Source organism: Streptomyces sp. NPDC037126 (genome assembly GCF_055605965.1).
In genome coordinates, this window is record NZ_JBVJTD010000011.1 from 80,359 (window position 1) to 97,419 (window position 17,061).

Here is a 17,061-nt window from a genome sequence, read left to right on the forward strand (position 1 = left end):
ACGAGCATGGCGGCCATGAAGCCGCGGACGGGCGATGGCCCGCTCGAGGTGACCAAGGAGGGGCGGGGCATCGTCATGCGCGTTCCGCTCGAAGGCGGCGGTCGACTCGTCGTCGAGCTGACCCCTGACGAGGCCGAGGCGCTCGGCGACGCCCTCAAGAAGGTCGTCGTCTGACGCGCGAGCGAGTCGGTCCATCCGGCTGCCCCGGCATCGTACGCGGTGCCGGGGCGGTCGCGTCCTCAGGCCCTTTCACCCCGCGTGCCCCCGCAGGCCCACGACAGGCCCCGCGCGGTCCTACCGCTTGACCGCGCACAGCAGGCCGTCGCCCACCGGCAGCAGCGACGTGATCAGCTCCGGGCTCTCGCGCACCGTGCGCAGCAGCTCCCGCAGCCGCAGCACCTCCGTCGGCTGCGGCCCCGAGTCGACCGTACGGCCGTTCGCGAAGACGCCCTCGAAGACGACCAGACCGCCGGGGCGCAGCAGGCGCAACGATTCAGCGAGGTAGTCGAGGTACTCCTGCCGGTCCCCGTCGCAGAAGACGAGGTCGTAGCCGGCGTCCGCGAGCCGGGGGAGCACCTCGAGCGCCCGGCCGGGAATGAAGCGAGCCCGGTTGCTGGCGAAGCCGCAGGCACGGAAGGCCTGCCGGGCGAACTGCTGGTGCTCCGGCTCCGGATCGACCGTGGTGAGCACCCCGTCCGGGCGCATGCCGTGCAGCAGATGGATTCCGGACACCCCGCAGCCCGTGCCGATCTCCGCCACGGCCTTCGCGTCCACGGAGGCGGCGAGCAGTCGCAGCGCGGCGCCCGTGCCGGGCGACACCGAGCGCAGCCCCGCCTCGCGGGCCCGGTCACGGGCCCACCGCAGCGCTTCGTCCTCGGCGACAAAGGCGTCGGCGAACGCCCAGCTCGTCTGCCGGTTGCCGGTAATGACCCTCTCCTGTCCCCATGGTTGCCTGGGCGTGACTGTATCCGTTGGTGTCGGGAACCCGCAGATGGGACCGGGCGTTTATAGGGATGTGACGGTGGCGGGGGCCACGACGGGGGGTAAGAGGTGGATCAGGACGCCGAGCAGCTGCTCACGCAGCCGCATGAGCCGTATCAGCGTGTATCAAATTCTCGTAAAACCGCTTATCCGGAGCTAACGGGCGAGGTGGCTATGGTAGGGGCTCCACTGGACACCACCAGAGCCGACAGGGGAGGTGCGGCTGCGCCCGGGGACCGGGGTGGAGTGCTGCGGCGCTTCCTCGGGTCGGCGGGCAGGCCGAAATCCGTGACCGACACCGCTGCTGACCACCGCGCCGCAGGCGACGCCCAGACCGCGACCTTCGCCACCGACGCGGACGGGCAGGCGTGGACTCCGCCCACGTGGGACGAGATCGTCAGCACACACAGCGGCCGCGTCTACCGCCTGGCCTACCGCCTCACGGGCAACCAGCACGACGCCGAGGACCTCACCCAGGAGGTCTTCGTCCGCGTCTTCCGCTCCCTGTCGACGTACTCGCCGGGCACCTTCGAGGGCTGGCTGCACCGCATCACCACGAACCTGTTCCTGGACATGGTCCGGCGCAAGCAGCGCATCCGCTTCGACGCCCTCGGCGAGGACGCGGCCGAGCGCCTGGCCAGCCGCGAACCCACCCCGCAACAGCTCTTCAACGACGCCCACTTCGACGCCGACGTCCAGCAGGCCCTCGACACCCTCGCGCCCGAGTTCCGCGCCGCCGTCGTCCTGTGCGACATCGAAGGACTGTCGTACGAGGAGATCGCCGCGACCCTGGGCGTGAAGCTCGGCACGGTCCGCTCACGCATCCACCGCGGACGCTCCCAGCTCCGCAAGGCCCTGGCCCACCGGTCCCCGGAGGCCCGCGCGGCCGAGCGGCGCTCCTTCATTGCCCGGGTCCCCGCTCTGGGGGGAGGGGGCGCGACCGCGTGACCGGATCACGACCGAAACCTGTCGAGGAGGCACGCCTCGCAGAGCAGCACCTGGGAGACCGGCTCTCCGCCCTGGTGGACGGAGAGCTCGGCCATGAGACGCGTGAGCGGGTCCTCGCGCACCTGGCCACCTGCGCCCGGTGCAAGGCCGAGGCGGACGCCCAGCGCCGACTGAAGAACGTCTTCGCGGAGGCGGCACCGCCCCCGCCCTCCGAGAGCCTGCTGGCCCGGCTCCAGGGGCTGCCCGGGGGCGGCGACCTGGACGGCGGCGCCACGCCCCCCGGGGGCGGACTCTTCGGACGCGACCCCGACGCCGGGACCTCCGGCGTCTTCGGCGTCAGGCGCGCCGAGCGCTTCGCGTTCGGGTACGTGCCCGCGCGCCCGCACCCGGTGCCCGCCCCCGAGGAGCGCGGCTTCCGCATCCACCCCGTCGGCCGGCCGGACGACGGCCGCTCCGCCTCGCGCGGACTGCGGTTCGCCTTCGCCGCGGCCGGAGCGGTGTCGCTGGCCGCGGTCGCCCTCGGCGGCGTGACCTCAGCGATCCCCGGGGACATGACCGCGGACGCCCGCGGCGGTACCGGCACCGGCAGCAATGTGGTCCCGGCCCGCACCGCGGGCACCGGCGGGACCACGGGCACGGGCACGGGGTCGGCCGCGCCCGACACCCAGCGCCGGCGCTCGTTCGGACCGCTGCTGGCCCAGGGCGGCTCGCTGCTCGGCCGGACGACGGCGGCGCCGACCGCCATGTCCGCGCCGCTGGTGCCCGGGGCACCGACTCCCACGCCCGGCCAGAGCGAGGACGACGCCCATGGGCTGACGGCACCGGTGATGGCCGGTGCGGCCGCGGTGTCCCCGTTGATACGCCCGCTGGAGGAGACCCTGGCCTTCCCGCTCACGGACTGGTCCGGGGCCCCCGAGGTCCCGGGCTCCGGCCTGCTGTCCACGCCCGCCCCCGGCACCGGTCCCACGCCCTCGGCGTCCCCCGCCGCGCCCCCTCAGGCCCGCTGACCGGCCACTGCGCCGCGGCTCGCGAACCTGGTTGAATCCAGTGCGCAGTCGATGTTCCGCGGTCACCGCACGAAGCGGGTGGCCGCGGCCACCCGTGGGGAGAGCATGAACGAGGGCAACCGTGTCCCACCGGAGGCGGTGCCGCGGCCGACGCCAGCGGCCGGCCAGACCTCCGCCGCGACCGACACCGACTACGAACTGCCCAGGCCCACCGGGGCGTCCGCGGCCGACACCGAGAAGACCCATCCCGACCGGACCGACGGCACGCTCGCGGTCGGCAGCGCGCTCGGGGCTGGCGGTGCGGTTCAGGACGGCAGTGTGGACGGCGATGCGATCTCGGGCAGAGGTTCGGCTCAGGACGGCGGTTCGGCCTCGGGCGGAGGTTCGGCTCAGGAGGGGAGTGGGGTTTCGGGCGGAGGTTCGGCTCAGCCGGGTGATCTCGGGCGGTCCGACGGTTCGGCTCCGGCCGGGGGCGCGGCGGCTCGGGCAGCCGAGCCGGCTCAGGCCGAGGGCGCGGGGGCTGCCGTGGGTGGGCCGACTCCGGCCGGCGGTGCCGATCAGGGAGCACGGCACGTCCAGAGTGGCGCTCCGGTCCAGGCCGGTCGGCCGACGCCGTTGCACGACCCCGACCCCTACAGCACCCCGCCCTACGGCGAACCGGGTCCCTGGGCCCCCGCCCCGCCGGTCCAGCACCCGGCGGCAACCCCGCCCCAGGGCACGGCCGAGCCCCTACCGACGGCTCCGCCCACGCCTGCGCCGGGCCTTGCGGCGCCGGGCCCTGTGTCGCAGCCCCCAGCCCCCATGACAGCCATCCCCGCGCCGACTCCCGCGCCCGCGGCCCCCGCCCAGCGAACCGCCGCGCCTGCTCCGTCCCCCACGGTTCCTATCCCCGCGCCCGCGCCGCATCCAGCGGCCCCCACCCAGGGATCCGCGACGCCCGGTCAGGGGTCCGCTGTGCCCGCGCCGAATCCTGCGGCGCCCGCTCAGGGGTCCGCCGTGCCCGCGCCGCATCCAGCGGCCCCCGCTCAGGGATCCGCCGTGCCCGCACCGGCCCCCACGGCGCCAGCCCCGGCCCCCGGCGCCCCCGTGCCCGCACCGGTCCCCGTGATGCCCTCCGCAGCGCCCACGGCCCCGGATCCGGGCCTCCCGGCGCCCACCCAGGCGTACGCCACCCCCGATGCCGGTCAGGCCCCGGCTGTCCCGGGCCCGACCACCTCCCTGGACGCCCCCACCACCCCCGACCCCTGGCGGCGTTACGACCCCTGGGCCGGCGGTTCTCCGTCCGGGCAGGCCCTGACGCACAGCCCGCTCCAGTTGGGCGGCGGCGTCGGGCCCGTCAAGGAGGGGCGCGGGCGGGGGAAGCGGTTCCTCGTGGTGTGGTCGCTGGTGGTCGCGGTGGTGGCCGCCGGCGTCGGCGGGATCGTCGGCGCCTATGTCGAGCGCCAGGGACTGGGGGGCGGGGCGGCTCCCCCGGCCCAGGCCGGGCGGGCGCCGGACAGCGTGGCCGGTATCGCCGCCCGTGCACTGCCCAGCGTCGTCACCCTGCACGTCTCCGGGTCCGACGAGGAGGGCACCGGCACCGGCTTCGTGCTCGACACCCACGGTCACATCCTCACCAACAACCACGTCGTCGCCCCCGCCGCGTCGGGCGGCCGGATAACCGTGACGTTCAGCAGCGGCGACACCGCCAGGGCCACGGTCGTCGGCCGGGACAGCGGCTACGACCTCGCCGTCGTCCAGGTCCACGGGGTCGGCGGGCTCACCCCGCTGACCCTCGGCAACTCCGACGACGTCCGGGTCGGCGACCCCGTCGTCGCGATCGGCGCGCCCTTCGACCTGTCCAACACCGTCACCTCGGGCATCATCAGCGCCAAGGAACGGCCCATCACCGCGGGCGGCGAGAAGGGCGACGGCAGCGACGTGTCGTACGTCGACGCCCTGCAGACCGACGCCCCGATCAACCCGGGCAACTCCGGCGGCCCGCTCCTCGACTCCCGGGCCGAGGTCATCGGGATCAACTCCGCCATCCGCTCCGCCGACGGCGGCTCGGACTCCGGGGACGGCCAGTCCGGCTCCATAGGCCTCGGCTTCGCCATCCCGGTCAACCAGGCCAGGCGGGTCGCCGAGGAACTGATCGACGACGGCCACGCCACCCACCCCGTGATCGGTGTCACCGTCGACATGGGCTACACCGGCGACGGCGCCCGTGTCGACAGCCGCAGCGCCGACGGCGGCCCCGCCGTCGTCAAGGGCGGCCCGGGCGAGCGGGCCGGGCTCAGGGCGGGCGACGTCATCACCTCGGTCGACGGCGAGCGCGTCCACACGGGTGAGGAGCTGATCGTCAGGATCCGCGCCCACCGGCCCGGCGACAGGCTGCGTCTGACAATCGAACGCGGCGGTACCGAGCGGGAGATCTCACTCGTGCTGGGCGCGTCGGAGCAGAACTGACAGAAGTCTCACCTCGGGACGGTACCGGTCGGACGGGAACGCCGGGTACCGTTGAGCGACCGAGGACATCGCAAGGAGCGTCAGGTGTTCAATGACATAGGGCCACTGGAGCTGGTGACGATCATCGTTATCGCCGTGCTCGTCTTCGGTCCGGACAAGCTCCCCAAGGTCATCCAGGACGTGACGCGGACGATCCGGAAGATCCGCGAGTTCTCGGAGAGCGCCAAGCAGGACATCCGCAGCGAACTGGGCCCGGAGTTCAAGGACTTCGACTTCGAGGACCTCAACCCCAAGACGTTCATCCGCAAGCAGCTGGACAACGACGATCTGGGGCTGAAGGAGATCCGCAACGGCTTCGACCTGAAGAAGGAGATGGCCGAGGTCACGGACGCGGTGAACGGCCATGACGTCGAGTCCTCCGGCGCGGCGGCGTCCTCGTCGTCCGGCGCGTCCGGCGGCCGCGTCGACATGTCCAAGAAGCCCGAGGACCCCGGCAACGACGAGCGGCCCCCGTTCGACTACGACGCCACGTAGCCCTCCGACGACACGCGCACGCGGGCGCACGCCGCGCACGTGACGCGTTTCATAGCACGCACCCGTCGCACACGGCCTGAACTGGCCGTTCGTGCGACCCATGCATCAAGCGCCTGCCCTGCGGGTCTCAGCGGTGTGGATATGCTGCCGAGTTGTTGTGCGGACCGGACGAGTACGCCCGAAGGGGGGCGGGCCACCCCGGTCCGACGAGAGCGAGGAGGCGTCCGGGCAGATGGAGACGACAAGTCGGGTGGGCGCGCAGGCGCCGGCCGCGGGGGACGGGCAGCAGCTCTCCTCCGCCCGGCGCGCGGTCGACGGTTACCTGGAGGCGACCTTCCCCTGGTACGGCCTCGACGAGGCGTTCGCGGGGCCGCGCTGGCTGATGCAGGTCGGCACGGCGGCCGACGGAGCCGTGGAACACGGTGCGATCGGGCACGGTGACGAGCCCTCCGTCCTGGCCGAGGCGGCCGGGTCGGCGGGGGAGCAGAGGGAGAAGTTCGCGGTCGTGATCACCGTCGCCGCGCACCCCTCCCGCAGGAGCGCGGACGGCACGGGACTGCTGGAGGCGACGTCGGTGTCCTCGGCGGCATGGCTGGCCGGGGTGGGGCTGCTGTCGTTCACCTGGCCCGGCCAGATGGACCACACGCTGCGGGACGACTGGCTTGAGCAGCAGACGGAGACCGCGTGGGCCCTGGCCGACGATCTCGAGGGACCGGAGTGGTCCAGGCTCTCGCTGCCCGTGGACGGGGTCGCGGCCTCGTTCTACTACCGGGAGTCCGAGTTCGGCTGGGTGCTGGCCGGCACCACGGAGGCCGGTGTGCACCTGGGGGCCTACGGACGAGGGATGAGCGCCTACGGGCTCGGGTTCGCCGCGGTGAAGGACATCACCACGTACGCCTAGCCGGCGCGGAACGCAAAAAGGGGCGCCGTACGCTTCGGCGCCCCTTCGCCACAGCGCCCGGGGCCGTTCGAAAGGCGCGGACAATTCACGACCGGCCGCCCGTCCCCCACGCTCCTGCCGCCCGCCCGCCGAAGGCCCCGACGGCTTCCGGCAGACGTCGTAGAGCGAGATCAGCGCAAGGATGCCGACCGCAGCCGAAGTGTCCCGCCTTGTGCGTCGAGCTGATCGAACTGGCCTGGTCCACGAACTACCCGTCGAGAGGTAGGAACAGTTGATGGATCCTGTGGTCGTACGCCCCTTCGAAGCCGCTGACCTCCCAGGGGCGGCCAAAGCGCTGATCGAAGTGCATGAGACCGACGGGTATCCCGTCGAGGGCGTTGAAGACCCACAGGCGTGGCTCAGGCCGGACGACGTGTTGGCGGCCTGGGTGGCCGAAGCGGACGGAGCCGTTGTAGGGCACGTGGCGATCATGCGTCCTCGGAGGGAAGACGCCGTCTCCCTGTGGGTTGCGGAGAGCGGGGAGGACGAAGCCCGGGTCGCGGTTCTGGCCCGGCTCTTCGTGACCCAGGCGGCTCGTGGCAACGCCACAGGGAAGCGACTCATGGAGGCGGCGATGAGCAGTGCCCGTGCCGACAGTCTTCGCCTGGTCCTGGACGTCGTGGAAAAGGACACCGCCGCGATGCGCCTCTACGAACGCCTTGACTGGCGCAAGATCGGCGAAGCCACCCATCACTTCGGACACGGCCAGAGCATCCCCGCCGTCTGCTACGTCGCACCCGAAGCCTGAACCCGAGCGCGGGCTGACCCCTTGGGGCCTGAAGGGAACTTGTGGCTGACCTGGTCGCGAACTTTCTGTACTGGCGACCCGGCGCCAAATCCGGGGCGGTCCCAGGGAGTAGGCGCGAGGGGGCTGTGGTCGGCGCACGTCGGATGGATGATGATCCAATGACTTCTTGGCTGAGCACCCGGAGCACCTGGTTGCTCGTACTGCTCCTGTGGGCGGTCACCCTGACCGGCGCCATGATCGGATTTGGGTTCGACCGGGCCTTCCTCGAACACCCTCCTCTGAGGCCCTTCGCCTCTGACCTCCCCGTGACAGTGGGCGGCACTTTGTTCGTCGCCATCGCCAGTGCCGTTGGGTTGCGTCGCGGGCAACGGAAGCAGGGGCGATGAGGTAGAGCCGGTTGCCGTACGGCAGCTCACCGCACGCATCCGGATGTCCGACCGAAACGTCGACGGCTCCGCCGCTGGTCAGAAGACTGACCGATGGCGGAGCCGCAGATCGCAGGCGCGTGGGTTCAGAACTTGTTCTTCGGCGTGAGCCCCAGCGACAGGCCGGACAGGCCCCGCTGTCGGCCGCCCAGCTTGCCGGCGATCGCGCGCAGCGCGGCGCCCGCCGGGGAGTCCGGGTCGGTGAGCACGACCGGCTTGCCCTCGTCGCCGCCCTCGCGGAGGCGGACGTCGATCGGGATGTTGCCGAGGACCGGGACCGTCGCGCCGGTGGTGCGGGTCAGGCCGTCGGCGACCAGCTGGCCGCCGCCCGTGCCGAAGACGTCGACCATCTCGCCGCAGTGCGGGCAGGGCAGGCCGGACATGTTCTCGACCACGCCGACGATCTTCTGGTGGGTCTGGACGGCGATCGACCCGGCGCGCTCGGCGACCTCGGCCGCCGCCTGCTGGGGCGTGGTCACGACCAGGATCTCGGCGTTCGGGACCAGTTGGGCCACGGAGATCGCGATGTCGCCGGTGCCGGGCGGGAGGTCCAGGAGCAGGACGTCGAGGTCGCCCCAGTAGACGTCCGCCAGGAACTGCTGCAGGGCGCGGTGGAGCATCGGGCCGCGCCAGACGACGGGGGCGTTGCCGGGGGTGAACATGCCGATGGAGATGACCTTCACGCCGTTGGCCGACGGCGGCATGATCATGTTCTCGACCTGGGTGGGACGGCCGTCCGCGCCCAGCATGCGGGGCACGCTGTGGCCGTAGATGTCGGCGTCGACGACACCGACCTTCAGGCCGTCGGCCGCCATAGCCGCCGCGAGGTTCACGGTGACCGAGGACTTGCCGACGCCGCCCTTGCCGGAGGCGACCGCGTAGACGCGGGTGAGGTTGCCGGGCTTGGCGAAGGGGACCTCGCGCTCGGCCTGGCCGCCGCGCAGGGCCGACGCCAGCTCCCTGCGCTGCTCGTCGCTCATCACGTCCAGCGTGACGCCGACGCCGGTGACGCCCTCGACCCGGGAGACCGCCTCGGTGACGCGCTGGGTGATCGTCTCGCGCATGGGGCAGCCGGAGACCGTCAGGTACACGGTGACCGCGACCGCTCCGTCAGCGCCGATCTCCACCGATTTGACCATCCCGAGTTCGGTGATGGGTCGGTTGATCTCGGGGTCGTTCACCGTCGCCAGTGCCTCGCGCACCGCGTCTTCCGTAGCCATAAGAACGATGGTACGGCGCGCCGAGGGGCCTCCGGGTAGCCCCTCAGCGGTCTTCTGCGTCACGTCCCGGAGGGCGTTCCGTCCGTTCCGCCGGGAATATGACATGGCCGGGGTGGCCGTCGTGCCGGCGGCGCTCCTCCAGCTCCTTGACCAGGTCCTGCAGCTCCGAGCGGATCCAGTCGCGGGTGGCGACCTCGCCGAGGCCCGTGCGCAGCGCGGCGACCTCCCGGGTCAGGTACTCGGTGTCGGCGATGGACCGCTCGTTCTGTTTGCGGTCCTGCTCCAGGTTGACCCGGTCGCGGTCGTCCTGGCGGTTCTGCGCGAGCAGGATCAGCGGGGCCGCGTAGGAGGCCTGCAGGGACAGCGCCAGGGTCAGGAAGATGAACGGGTACTCGTCGAAGCGCAGATGCCGGGGCACGACGATGTTCCACAGCACCCACAGGATGATGACGATCGTCATCCAGACGATGAAGCGTCCCGTGCCCAGGAACCGGGCGATCCGTTCCGACAGCCGGCCGAAGGCCTCCGGGTCCCACTCGGGCAGGAACCGGTGCCGCGGCGGGCGCGGCTGGTCCAGCCGGGGCGCGCGCGGGCGCGTGGCCGCCGTGGCGCCCGAGGGGGCCCGTTCGCGGCCGTGCTCGCGGGTGCTCTCGCGCTCAGGAGTCATGTGCGGACGCCCCCTCTCCTTCGTTCAGATGGAACTCGGTCTCCCGCCAGTCGTCGGGCAGCATGTGGTCCAGGACGTCGTCCACGGTCACCGCGCCCAGCAGCGACCCGGCCTCGTCCACCACGGGCGCCGCCACCATGTCGTACGTGGCGAAGAACCCGGCGATGACGGGCAGGGCGGCGTCCGGGGACAGGGTCTGCAGGTCGTCGTCCACGAGCGAGCTGACCAGGGTGTACGGGGGGTCGCGCAGCAGCCGCTGGAAGTGGACCGTGCCCAGGTACTTGCCGGTCGGGGTCTCGTCGGGCGGCCGGCAGACGTAGACCTGGGCCGCGAGGGCGGGGGAGAGGTCCGGGTTACGGACCCGGGCGAGCGCGTCGGCGACCGTGGCGTCCGGGCGCAGCACGATCGGCTCGGTGGTCATCAGACCGCCGGCGGTGTGCTCCTCGTACGACATCAGACGGCGCATGTCGGCCGCGTCGGCGGGCTGCATCAGGCTCAGCAGCCGCTCCTTGTCCGCCTCGGGCAGCTCGGAGAGCAGGTCGGCCGCGTCGTCGGGGTCCATGGCCTCCAGGACGTCCGCCGCGCGCTCCTCCTTCAGCTTGCCGAGGATCTCGATCTGGTCGTCCTCCGGCAGCTCCTCCAGGACGTCGGCGAGCCGGTCGTCGTCCAGGGCGGCGGCGACCTCCGCCCGGCGCTTGGGGGAGAGGTGGTGCAGGACGTTGGCGAGGTCGGCGGGGCGCAGCTGCTCGAAGGTGGCGAGCAGGCTCTCGGCGCCCTGTCCGTGCTCCTCCAGGGAGAAGCCGGTGACGGCCGACCACTCGGCGGTCAGCGTCTCGCCCCTGGCCCGCCGGAAGGCACTGCCCTTCCGGCCCTTGCGGACGAAGACGCGGTCGACCTCCCAGTCCCGGCGGGCGGGCAGCTGCTGCACGGACACGTCGAGGACGGTGACCTCCTCGCCGGTCTCCACCAGCGTCACCCGCCGGTCCAGCAGCTCGCCGAAGACCAGCCGCTCGGTGGGCCGCTGCTCGAACCGGCGGACGTTCATCACGCCGGTGATGATGACCTGGCCGGACTCGATGCCGCTCACCCGGGTCATGGGCAGGAAGATGCGGCGCCGGGTGGCCAGTTCGACGACCATCCCGAGCACGCGCGGGGGTCTGCGGCCCACGCGCAGCATCACTACGAGGTCGCGGACGCGGCCCACCTGGTCGCCGTTCGGATCGAAGACGGGGACCCCGGCGAGGTGCGAGACGAAGATCCGGGGGGCGCCGGCTGCCATGGCTCTGCTTCCTCTGCTTCCGTGGCCCGGGAATTCTCCGTGGCCCGGGAACCGCTCTGTGCTCGGGTATTTCGCTTTGGTCGGGAATTGCTCGGATTTGCCCGTACGGGTGCGCTTCAGGCTAGCCCGTACCGCTCGGACACGCCCCGGTGGGGGGCCCGGAGGAACTGGCTCCGCCGGGCGGCCGGGGCACCGGTACGCTGCCGTACGCCGCTCAGGAACCGTCAGAAAGGCGATCCCATCTGTGACTGCGACTCCCCACGGCCGTACCCGCCGGGCCGCGCTGGTGACCGCGATGTGCGCACTGGCCGTGACGGGGGTGGCGGTACTGACCGGATGCGGCGGTGACGATCCGGACGTGGGGACGAACGGGGTGGGCAAGCTGCCCGCCGACCGGATCCAGTCCAGGAGCCGTACGGCGGCCGACGCGGCGGCCGCCGTACGGCTGTCCGGGACCGTGGTCACCAGCGGCCGTACGTACCAGCTGGACATGCGGCTGAAGGCCGGCGGCGGGACCGGCTCGGTCACCTCGGGGAACGCCACCTTCAAACTGCTGCGGATCGGGCGGCAGCTGTACCTGAAGGCCGACGCGGGCTTCTGGAACCACGCCGACGGCAAGGACGGCGGCGACGGGACCGCGGGCAAGCTCGACGGGAAGTACGTGAAGGTGCCGCAAGGGGATCCCGCGTACAAGAAGTTCAGCGGTTTCACGGACAAGGACGTCCTCCTCGCGGGTCTGCTGACGTTGCACGGCACGCTGGCGACGGACGGCCACCACGACCAGTCGGGTACCCGCACGATCCGCATCGCGGGCGATCACGGCACCCTGGACGTCTCCCTGGAGGGCACTCCGTATCCGCTGCGCCTGGTGCGGGCCGGTGGCGGGGGCACGCTGAGCTTCTCGGACTGGGGCAAGGACTTCGCGGTCGCGCAGCCGGCGCAGGACGAGACGGTGGACTACGGCAGGCAGCTGCCCACGTCGTAGCGCCGTACCCGCCGCCGGGTGCGGGGCCGCCTCACTTCTTGCGGCGCCTGGCCAGGAGTCTCGGCAGGGCCGCCGGGACCGGTCTGCGCGTCGTCGCCGGGGACGGCACCGGACGCTCGGCCAGGCTGCCGGAGGGCACCGGCGCCACCGTCCCCGTCGGCACCAGGCGGAGCACCCGGCACTCACGGGCCCAGCGGCCCGGCATCTCCTCGCCGTCGGGGGCGTTCAGGCGCTTGCCCTTCAGCTCGGCCACCGCGGCCTCCCACTGCGGCGAGCCCGCGGCCAACTCCGACACGGCCGCGCCGAAGGACACCAGCCGGCCGCCCTTGTCCTTGCTGCGCACGGTCACCTCGGCGGAGCCCCCGTCGGCCAGCCCCTCCAGGGGCTGCTCCCCGGGCCCGTCGCCGACCAGGCACACCGCGCCCTCGTGCCACACGTGCCACAGGGCACGTGCCGCCGGTGCGCCGGCGCCCCTGACCCAGATGAGGCCGGACTTCTTCGAGGCCTCCTCGATCAGGGCCCGGTCGCGCAGCTCGCTTGTCATGACGCTCACCCTATCCAGCCCGCTCAGAGCCAGCCGTTGCGCTTCAGCACCCGGTGGATGCCCACGCACATGGCCACCGTGAGGCTCAGGACCAGCGGGTAGCCGTACTTCCAGTGCAGCTCCGGCATGTGGTCGAAGTTCATCCCGTAGACACCGGTCACCATCGTCGGCACGGCGATGATCGCGGCCCATGCGGTGATCTTGCGCATGTCCTCGTTCTGCGCGACGGACGCCTGGGCGAGGTTGGCCTGAAGGATGGAGTTGAGGAGCTCGTCGAAGCCGAGCACCTGCTCCTGGACCCGGGCGAGGTGGTCGGCGACGTCCCGGAAGTACTTCTGGATGTCCGGGTCGACCAGCCGCATCGGCCGCTCGCTCAGCAGCTGCATGGGCCGCAGCAGAGGCGCGACCGCCCGCTTGAACTCCAGCACCTCGCGCTTGAGTTGGTAGATCCGCGCCGAGTCCACACCGCGCGAGACCCCGCCCCGGCGGCCCGGCGAGAAGACCTCGGTCTCCACCTCGTCGATGTCGTCCTGGACCGCGTCGGCGACCGCGATGTAGCCGTCCACGACATGGTCGGCGATGGTGTGCAGCACCGCCGAGGGGCCCTTGGCCAGCAGCTCCGGGTCGTCCTGCAGACGGTGCCTGAGGGCCCGCAGGGAGCCCTGGCCGCCGTGCCGGACGGTGATCAGGAAGTCCCGGCCGGTGAAGCACATGACCTCGCCGGTCTCGACGACCTCGCTGTTGGCGGTGAGCCGGTCGTGCTCGACGTAGTGGATGGTCTTGAAGACGGTGAACAGCGAGTCGTCGTACCGCTCCAGCTTCGGCCGCTGGTGGGCCTGCACCGCGTCCTCCACGGCCAGCGGGTGCAGCCCGAACTCGCTCGCGATGCCCGCGAATTCGGCCTCGGTCGGCTCGTGCAGCCCGATCCAGACGAAGCCGCCGTCGCGCCGCACCAGCCGCATGGCCTCGTGCGGGCCGAGCGGCTTGTCGCTGCGCAGTCGGACGCCGTCGCGGTAGACGGCGCAGTCGACCACGGCCGACGGCGTGGCCGGGTCGCGCGTCGTGTCGTACGCCGGCGCGCTCGTCTCCTTGCGCAGCGAGACACGGGACGGACGGACCACGGCGCGCAGGTCGCGGATCATCGACATGGGCAGGCTCCTTCGCTACAGGCAACGAAAGACCGCCGGCGACGGGTGGAACTACCCGGAATGGGGACGTCCTGACTGCAGATGTTTGGCACGTCCACAAAGCGGGGAGCACCGCACCGTTGCGGTGGCGACTTCGCTACTGATGCAGAACTGATTCGGATCAGGCGGATCAGGTGATCAGACGGATCAGGCAAAGCGAGACGAAGTGCTCTTCCGAACGGAAACGCGCACAGGAAGGCGGCAGTCAGCCAGAAACCAGCCAGTGACTACATCAGTGGGCGGAAGAGCGAGTGGTACTGCACGGTCGACTTCGATCCATGACAGCCCCACCTCCTCCGGCCGGTCCCTCGTAAGGGAGTCTCCTGGGTTCCGGGACCCGATCGCGACGCTTCTGCGTGCTGTCCCGAACCACCGGCTCAGAGTAGCAGCCGCCCCTGCTGTCAAGGCGCCGCTTTGCCCGCTACTGACGAGTTCTATGCTCACCGCATGGTTGATGTTCTTCCTCTGGTCGAGGCCCGGTTGACCACCGCGCTGGGCGAGCCGGACGCGCGCGCCGCCGTCACGTTCCTCGGCACGGACCGCATCGAGGTGCTCCGCTTCACCGAGGGGGACGTCGTCCGGTACGCCACCCTCGGTATGTCCGCACAGCCCATGACCGACCCCACCGCGATGCTCGCCGATCCCGTCAAGGGGCCCCGCGCCGAGCTGGTCCTGTCCGTGCGCGCGGGTGCCGCCGACACCGACAAGGTGCTCCGTCCGCTCGCCGTGTTCGCCGCGTCCCCGCAGGTGGAGGGTCTGGTGGTGATGCCGGGCGCCTCCCTGGACACCGGTGGCCCGCTGTGGCCCGGCGCCCCCTTCACCTCGGTCCTGGTGGGCGAGTCCGGCGGGCTCGTGGAGGATCTGGAGCTGGACGCCCCGCTGGACCCCGTACGGTTCCTGCCGCTGCTGCCGATGACGCCGAACGAGGCGGCCTGGAAGCGCGTGCACGGCGCCCAGGCCCTCCAGGAGCGCTGGCTGGCGAACGGGACGGACCTGAGGGATCCCTCCCGCAGGTCCGTCCCGCTGGAGTGAGCAAGCTCACCAAGCGTCTTCGGGTAGGGGTCAGTCGGCGAAGACCCCGACCCCGTCCTCGGCGGCGTGCCGCGGCTGGAGCTCCTGCGCCTCGTGGCGCAGGGACCGGTGCCGCACGGCGACCACGGACGCGCCCACCACGGCGGTGACCGCCGCGACCACGAACGGGACGTGGATGTCGGTCCACTCCTCGATCCTCGGCGCGAGGTAGGGCGCGGCGGCGGCCGCGAACCAGCGGACGAAGTTGTAGCCCGCGCTCGCCACCGGGCGCGGCGCGTCCGACACGCCGAGGGCCAGTTCGGTGTAGACGGTGTTGTTCACGCCGATGAAGGCGCCCGACAGGATCGTGCAGACGACCGCGGCGGTGTGGCTGCCGTAGCCGAGCACCAGCACGTCCACCGCGAGCAGCACCAGTGATCCGCCGAGCACCTTCAGCGAGCCGAAGCGCCGCTGCATGCGCGGGGCCACGATCACCGAGAAGACGGCGAGCAGCAGGCCCCAGGCGAAGAAGACCGCGCCGGAGCGGTAGGGGGTCATGTCCAGCACGAAGGGCGTGAAGGCCAGCACGGTGAAGAACGTGTAGTTGTAGAAGAACGCCGAGACGGCCACCGAGGCCAGGCCGCCGTGGCCGAGCGCCCTGATCGGGTCCAGCACCGAGGTCTTCCGGGCCGGCCTGGGCTGCTCCTTCAGGAACGCCGTGATGCACAGGAAGCCGATCGCCATCAGCGTGGCCGTGCCGAAGAACGGGTAGCGCCAGCTGATGTTGCCGAGGACCGCGCCGAGCAGCGGGCCGCAGGCCATGCCGAGGCCGAGCGCGGACTCGTAGAGCAGGATCGCCGCCGCGCTGCCGCCGGCCGCCGCGCCGACGATGACCGCGAGCGCCGTGGAGACGAAGAGCGCGTTGCCGAGGCCCCAGCCGGCCCGGAAGCCGACGAGTTGGCCCACGCTGTCCGAGGTGCCGGCGAGGCCCGCGAAGACGACCACGAAGGCGAGGCCGAGCAGCAGCGTCCTGCGGCCGCCGACCCGGCTGGAGACGAACCCGGTCAGCAGCATCGCGACCGCGGTGATCAGGAAGTACGAGGTGAAGAGCAGGGACACCTGGCTCGGCGTGGCCCGCAGGCCCTGCGCGATCGACGGCAGGATCGGGTCGACGAGGCCGATGCCCATGAAGGCGACGACGGAGGCGCCGGCCGTGGCCCAGACCGCCTTGGGCTGTCGCAGGAGGCCGCCGGCTCCCGCGTCGAGGGGGTCCATGTGCTTCTCCCATCAGCACGGGGATGGTTGCGTTATGCACATAGTAAGTTAGCGCTCCTAATTAATGCAAGATGCATCTAGTTTGGTCCGGCGGGTCGGCGGTCCCGGTGGTTCCGGCCGGACGGGTGATCGTCCTTGACGTGGGCGGGCAGGGGTAGGACCGTGGAGCCCTATGAGGGGCGAACCCAGTTGCCCGCGGTGTGGTGGCCGGGTCAGGGCTCCCGGTCTCTTCGCCGATTCGTGGCAGTGCGATGTGCACGGCGCGGTGTACCCGCTGCAGCCCGTGATCCCGCCCAGCGTCGAGGCCCTCGGTGCCGTGGTGCACCGCACCCATGTCCCGCTGTGGATGCCGTGGCCGCTGCCGGTCGGCTGGCTCTTCACCGGTGCCGCCTACGCGGGCGACGAGCGCAGCGGCGGCCGGGCCACCGCCGTGGCCTGCTCGGGACCCGGTCCGCTCGGCGGCCCGGGGGAGCTGATCCTGGTCGCCGAGGAACTCGGCGTCGGCCTCGGCGCGCGGTACGCGGGCATCGACGGCCCGGACCCGGGGCCCTACATGAACGTCGAGAAGCCGCCCCAGGCCAAGGTGCTCGCCGCCGGCCGGCCGACCCCGCTCTGGCACGTCTACCGCACCCCGGACGACCGCGCCGTCTTCGCGGGAGAGGCGCTCGGCATGTGGCTGTGGGCGGTGACCTGGCCCGAGCAGGCCGGCCTGCTCATGTACGACGAGCTGGTGCTGACCGATCTGCGGGACGCGGGGGCCGAGCTGGACCTGGTGCCCTTCGGCGCGCTGTCCCCCCGGCTGCTGCGTCCCTGAACGCTCGCTGTAGGGGGCGCTCGGCTGCGGCGGGTGTGACAGGGTGCG

At 72.0% G+C, this 17,061-nt stretch carries 17 protein-coding genes; 10 read left to right on the forward strand and 7 right to left on the reverse strand.

Annotation, left to right across the window (positions count from 1 at the left end; all coding sequences use genetic code 11):
• Positions 1-6: 6 nt before the first annotated feature.
• Positions 7-174, forward strand: coding sequence for a DUF3117 domain-containing protein (locus tag ACZ7FF_RS23890; RefSeq protein ID WP_018544333.1), 168 nt, complete (start codon positions 7-9; stop codon positions 172-174).
• 120 nt (positions 175-294) lie between these two features.
• Here ACZ7FF_RS23890 and ACZ7FF_RS23895 read toward each other — a convergent pair whose 3' ends face one another.
• A complete protein-coding gene (locus ACZ7FF_RS23895) occupies positions 295-993 on the reverse strand; it encodes an O-methyltransferase (RefSeq protein ID WP_470814463.1) in 699 nt (232 codons plus the stop codon).
• Between the two features lie 234 nt (positions 994-1,227).
• On the opposite strand from ACZ7FF_RS23895, the gene sigE reads away from it, so the two are divergent.
• The 6 genes from sigE to ACZ7FF_RS23925 all read left to right on the forward strand — a co-directional run bounded on the left by sigE (position 1,228) and on the right by ACZ7FF_RS23925 (position 7,606).
• Positions 1,228-1,929, forward strand: coding sequence for an RNA polymerase sigma factor SigE (gene sigE, locus ACZ7FF_RS23900; protein ID WP_470814292.1), 702 nt, complete (start codon positions 1,228-1,230; stop codon positions 1,927-1,929).
• Complete coding sequence (locus tag ACZ7FF_RS23905; RefSeq protein WP_470814293.1) at positions 1,926-2,936, forward strand: anti-sigma factor family protein; 1,011 nt, start codon at positions 1,926-1,928, stop codon at positions 2,934-2,936. Before sigE ends, ACZ7FF_RS23905 begins: the two co-directional genes overlap by 4 nt.
• 615 nt (positions 2,937-3,551) lie before the next feature.
• Positions 3,552-5,384, forward strand: coding sequence for a S1C family serine protease (locus ACZ7FF_RS23910; RefSeq protein ID WP_470814294.1), 1,833 nt, complete (start codon positions 3,552-3,554; stop codon positions 5,382-5,384).
• A gap of 84 nt (positions 5,385-5,468) precedes the next feature.
• On the forward strand, positions 5,469-5,918 hold the full coding sequence (locus ACZ7FF_RS23915) for a sec-independent translocase (protein ID WP_470814295.1): 450 nt from the start codon (positions 5,469-5,471) through the stop codon (positions 5,916-5,918).
• A gap of 232 nt (positions 5,919-6,150) precedes the next feature.
• Complete coding sequence (locus ACZ7FF_RS23920; protein ID WP_470814296.1) at positions 6,151-6,819, forward strand: hypothetical protein; 669 nt, start codon at positions 6,151-6,153, stop codon at positions 6,817-6,819.
• Positions 6,820-7,093: 274 nt separating this feature from the next.
• The gene (locus ACZ7FF_RS23925) at positions 7,094-7,606 is read left to right on the forward strand and encodes a GNAT family N-acetyltransferase (protein WP_470814297.1); all 513 of its coding nucleotides are present in this window, start codon (positions 7,094-7,096) and stop codon (positions 7,604-7,606) included.
• 511 nt (positions 7,607-8,117) lie between these two features.
• Here ACZ7FF_RS23925 and ACZ7FF_RS23930 read toward each other — a convergent pair.
• The 3 genes from ACZ7FF_RS23930 to ACZ7FF_RS23940 are packed head-to-tail and all read right to left on the reverse strand — an operon-like array spanning position 8,118 to position 11,197.
• Complete coding sequence (locus tag ACZ7FF_RS23930) at positions 8,118-9,251, reverse strand: Mrp/NBP35 family ATP-binding protein (protein WP_470814298.1); 1,134 nt, start codon at positions 9,249-9,251, stop codon at positions 8,118-8,120.
• Positions 9,252-9,294: 43 nt separating this feature from the next.
• The gene (locus ACZ7FF_RS23935; protein WP_470814299.1) at positions 9,295-9,918 is read right to left on the reverse strand and encodes a DUF1003 domain-containing protein; all 624 of its coding nucleotides are present in this window, start codon (positions 9,916-9,918) and stop codon (positions 9,295-9,297) included.
• Positions 9,908-11,197: a magnesium transporter MgtE N-terminal domain-containing protein gene (locus ACZ7FF_RS23940; protein WP_470814300.1), complete on the reverse strand. Its 1,290-nt coding sequence runs from the start codon at positions 11,195-11,197 to the stop codon at positions 9,908-9,910. The genes ACZ7FF_RS23935 and ACZ7FF_RS23940 overlap by 11 nt, the downstream gene beginning before the upstream one ends.
• Positions 11,198-11,441: 244 nt before the next feature.
• On the opposite strand from ACZ7FF_RS23940, the gene ACZ7FF_RS23945 reads away from it, so the two are divergent.
• The gene (locus ACZ7FF_RS23945) at positions 11,442-12,182 is read left to right on the forward strand and encodes a hypothetical protein (protein WP_470814301.1); all 741 of its coding nucleotides are present in this window, start codon (positions 11,442-11,444) and stop codon (positions 12,180-12,182) included.
• A 31-nt stretch (positions 12,183-12,213) separates the two neighbouring features.
• Here the strand turns inward: ACZ7FF_RS23945 and ACZ7FF_RS23950 are convergent, their stop codons facing one another.
• Both ACZ7FF_RS23950 and ACZ7FF_RS23955 read right to left on the reverse strand, forming a co-directional pair.
• Positions 12,214-12,726, reverse strand: coding sequence for a hypothetical protein (locus ACZ7FF_RS23950; RefSeq protein WP_470814302.1), 513 nt, complete (start codon positions 12,724-12,726; stop codon positions 12,214-12,216).
• 23 nt (positions 12,727-12,749) lie between these two features.
• On the reverse strand, positions 12,750-13,874 hold the full coding sequence (locus tag ACZ7FF_RS23955) for a magnesium and cobalt transport protein CorA (RefSeq protein ID WP_470814303.1): 1,125 nt from the start codon (positions 13,872-13,874) through the stop codon (positions 12,750-12,752).
• Between the two features lie 486 nt (positions 13,875-14,360).
• Between ACZ7FF_RS23955 and ACZ7FF_RS23960 the strand changes: the two genes are divergently transcribed.
• Positions 14,361-14,945, forward strand: a complete 585-nt coding sequence (locus ACZ7FF_RS23960; protein WP_470814304.1) for a suppressor of fused domain protein — start codon at positions 14,361-14,363, stop codon at positions 14,943-14,945.
• 30 nt (positions 14,946-14,975) lie between these two features.
• Here the strand turns inward: ACZ7FF_RS23960 and ACZ7FF_RS23965 are convergent, their stop codons facing one another.
• The gene (locus ACZ7FF_RS23965) at positions 14,976-16,199 is read right to left on the reverse strand and encodes an MFS transporter (protein WP_470814305.1); all 1,224 of its coding nucleotides are present in this window, start codon (positions 16,197-16,199) and stop codon (positions 14,976-14,978) included.
• A gap of 172 nt (positions 16,200-16,371) precedes the next feature.
• Here ACZ7FF_RS23965 and ACZ7FF_RS23970 point away from each other — a divergent pair, with 172 nt between their 5' ends.
• Entirely contained in the window at positions 16,372-17,013 is a 642-nt protein-coding gene (locus ACZ7FF_RS23970) for a DUF6758 family protein (protein WP_470814306.1), read from the forward strand.
• Positions 17,014-17,061 lie beyond the last annotated feature (48 nt).

What these genes read in the sequence shown, in the direction of transcription:
- ACZ7FF_RS23955 (WP_470814303.1), bottom strand. Translation starts at nt 13,874, where the DNA reads ATGTCGATGATCCGCGACCTGCGCGCCGTGGTCCGTCCGTCCCGTGTC.
- ACZ7FF_RS23970 (WP_470814306.1), top strand. Translation starts at nt 16,372, where the DNA reads ATGAGGGGCGAACCCAGTTGCCCGCGGTGTGGTGGCCGGGTCAGGGCT.
- ACZ7FF_RS23965 (WP_470814305.1), bottom strand. Translation starts at nt 16,199, where the DNA reads ATGGACCCCCTCGACGCGGGAGCCGGCGGCCTCCTGCGACAGCCCAAG.
- ACZ7FF_RS23930 (WP_470814298.1), bottom strand. Translation starts at nt 9,251, where the DNA reads ATGGCTACGGAAGACGCGGTGCGCGAGGCACTGGCGACGGTGAACGAC.
- ACZ7FF_RS23920 (WP_470814296.1), top strand. Translation starts at nt 6,151, where the DNA reads ATGGAGACGACAAGTCGGGTGGGCGCGCAGGCGCCGGCCGCGGGGGAC.
- ACZ7FF_RS23950 (WP_470814302.1), bottom strand. Translation starts at nt 12,726, where the DNA reads ATGACAAGCGAGCTGCGCGACCGGGCCCTGATCGAGGAGGCCTCGAAG.
- ACZ7FF_RS23940 (WP_470814300.1), bottom strand. Translation starts at nt 11,197, where the DNA reads ATGGCAGCCGGCGCCCCCCGGATCTTCGTCTCGCACCTCGCCGGGGTC.
- ACZ7FF_RS23960 (WP_470814304.1), top strand. Translation starts at nt 14,361, where the DNA reads ATGGTTGATGTTCTTCCTCTGGTCGAGGCCCGGTTGACCACCGCGCTG.
- ACZ7FF_RS23890 (WP_018544333.1), top strand. Translation starts at nt 7, where the DNA reads ATGGCGGCCATGAAGCCGCGGACGGGCGATGGCCCGCTCGAGGTGACC.
- ACZ7FF_RS23935 (WP_470814299.1), bottom strand. Translation starts at nt 9,918, where the DNA reads ATGACTCCTGAGCGCGAGAGCACCCGCGAGCACGGCCGCGAACGGGCC.
- ACZ7FF_RS23925 (WP_470814297.1), top strand. Translation starts at nt 7,094, where the DNA reads ATGGATCCTGTGGTCGTACGCCCCTTCGAAGCCGCTGACCTCCCAGGG.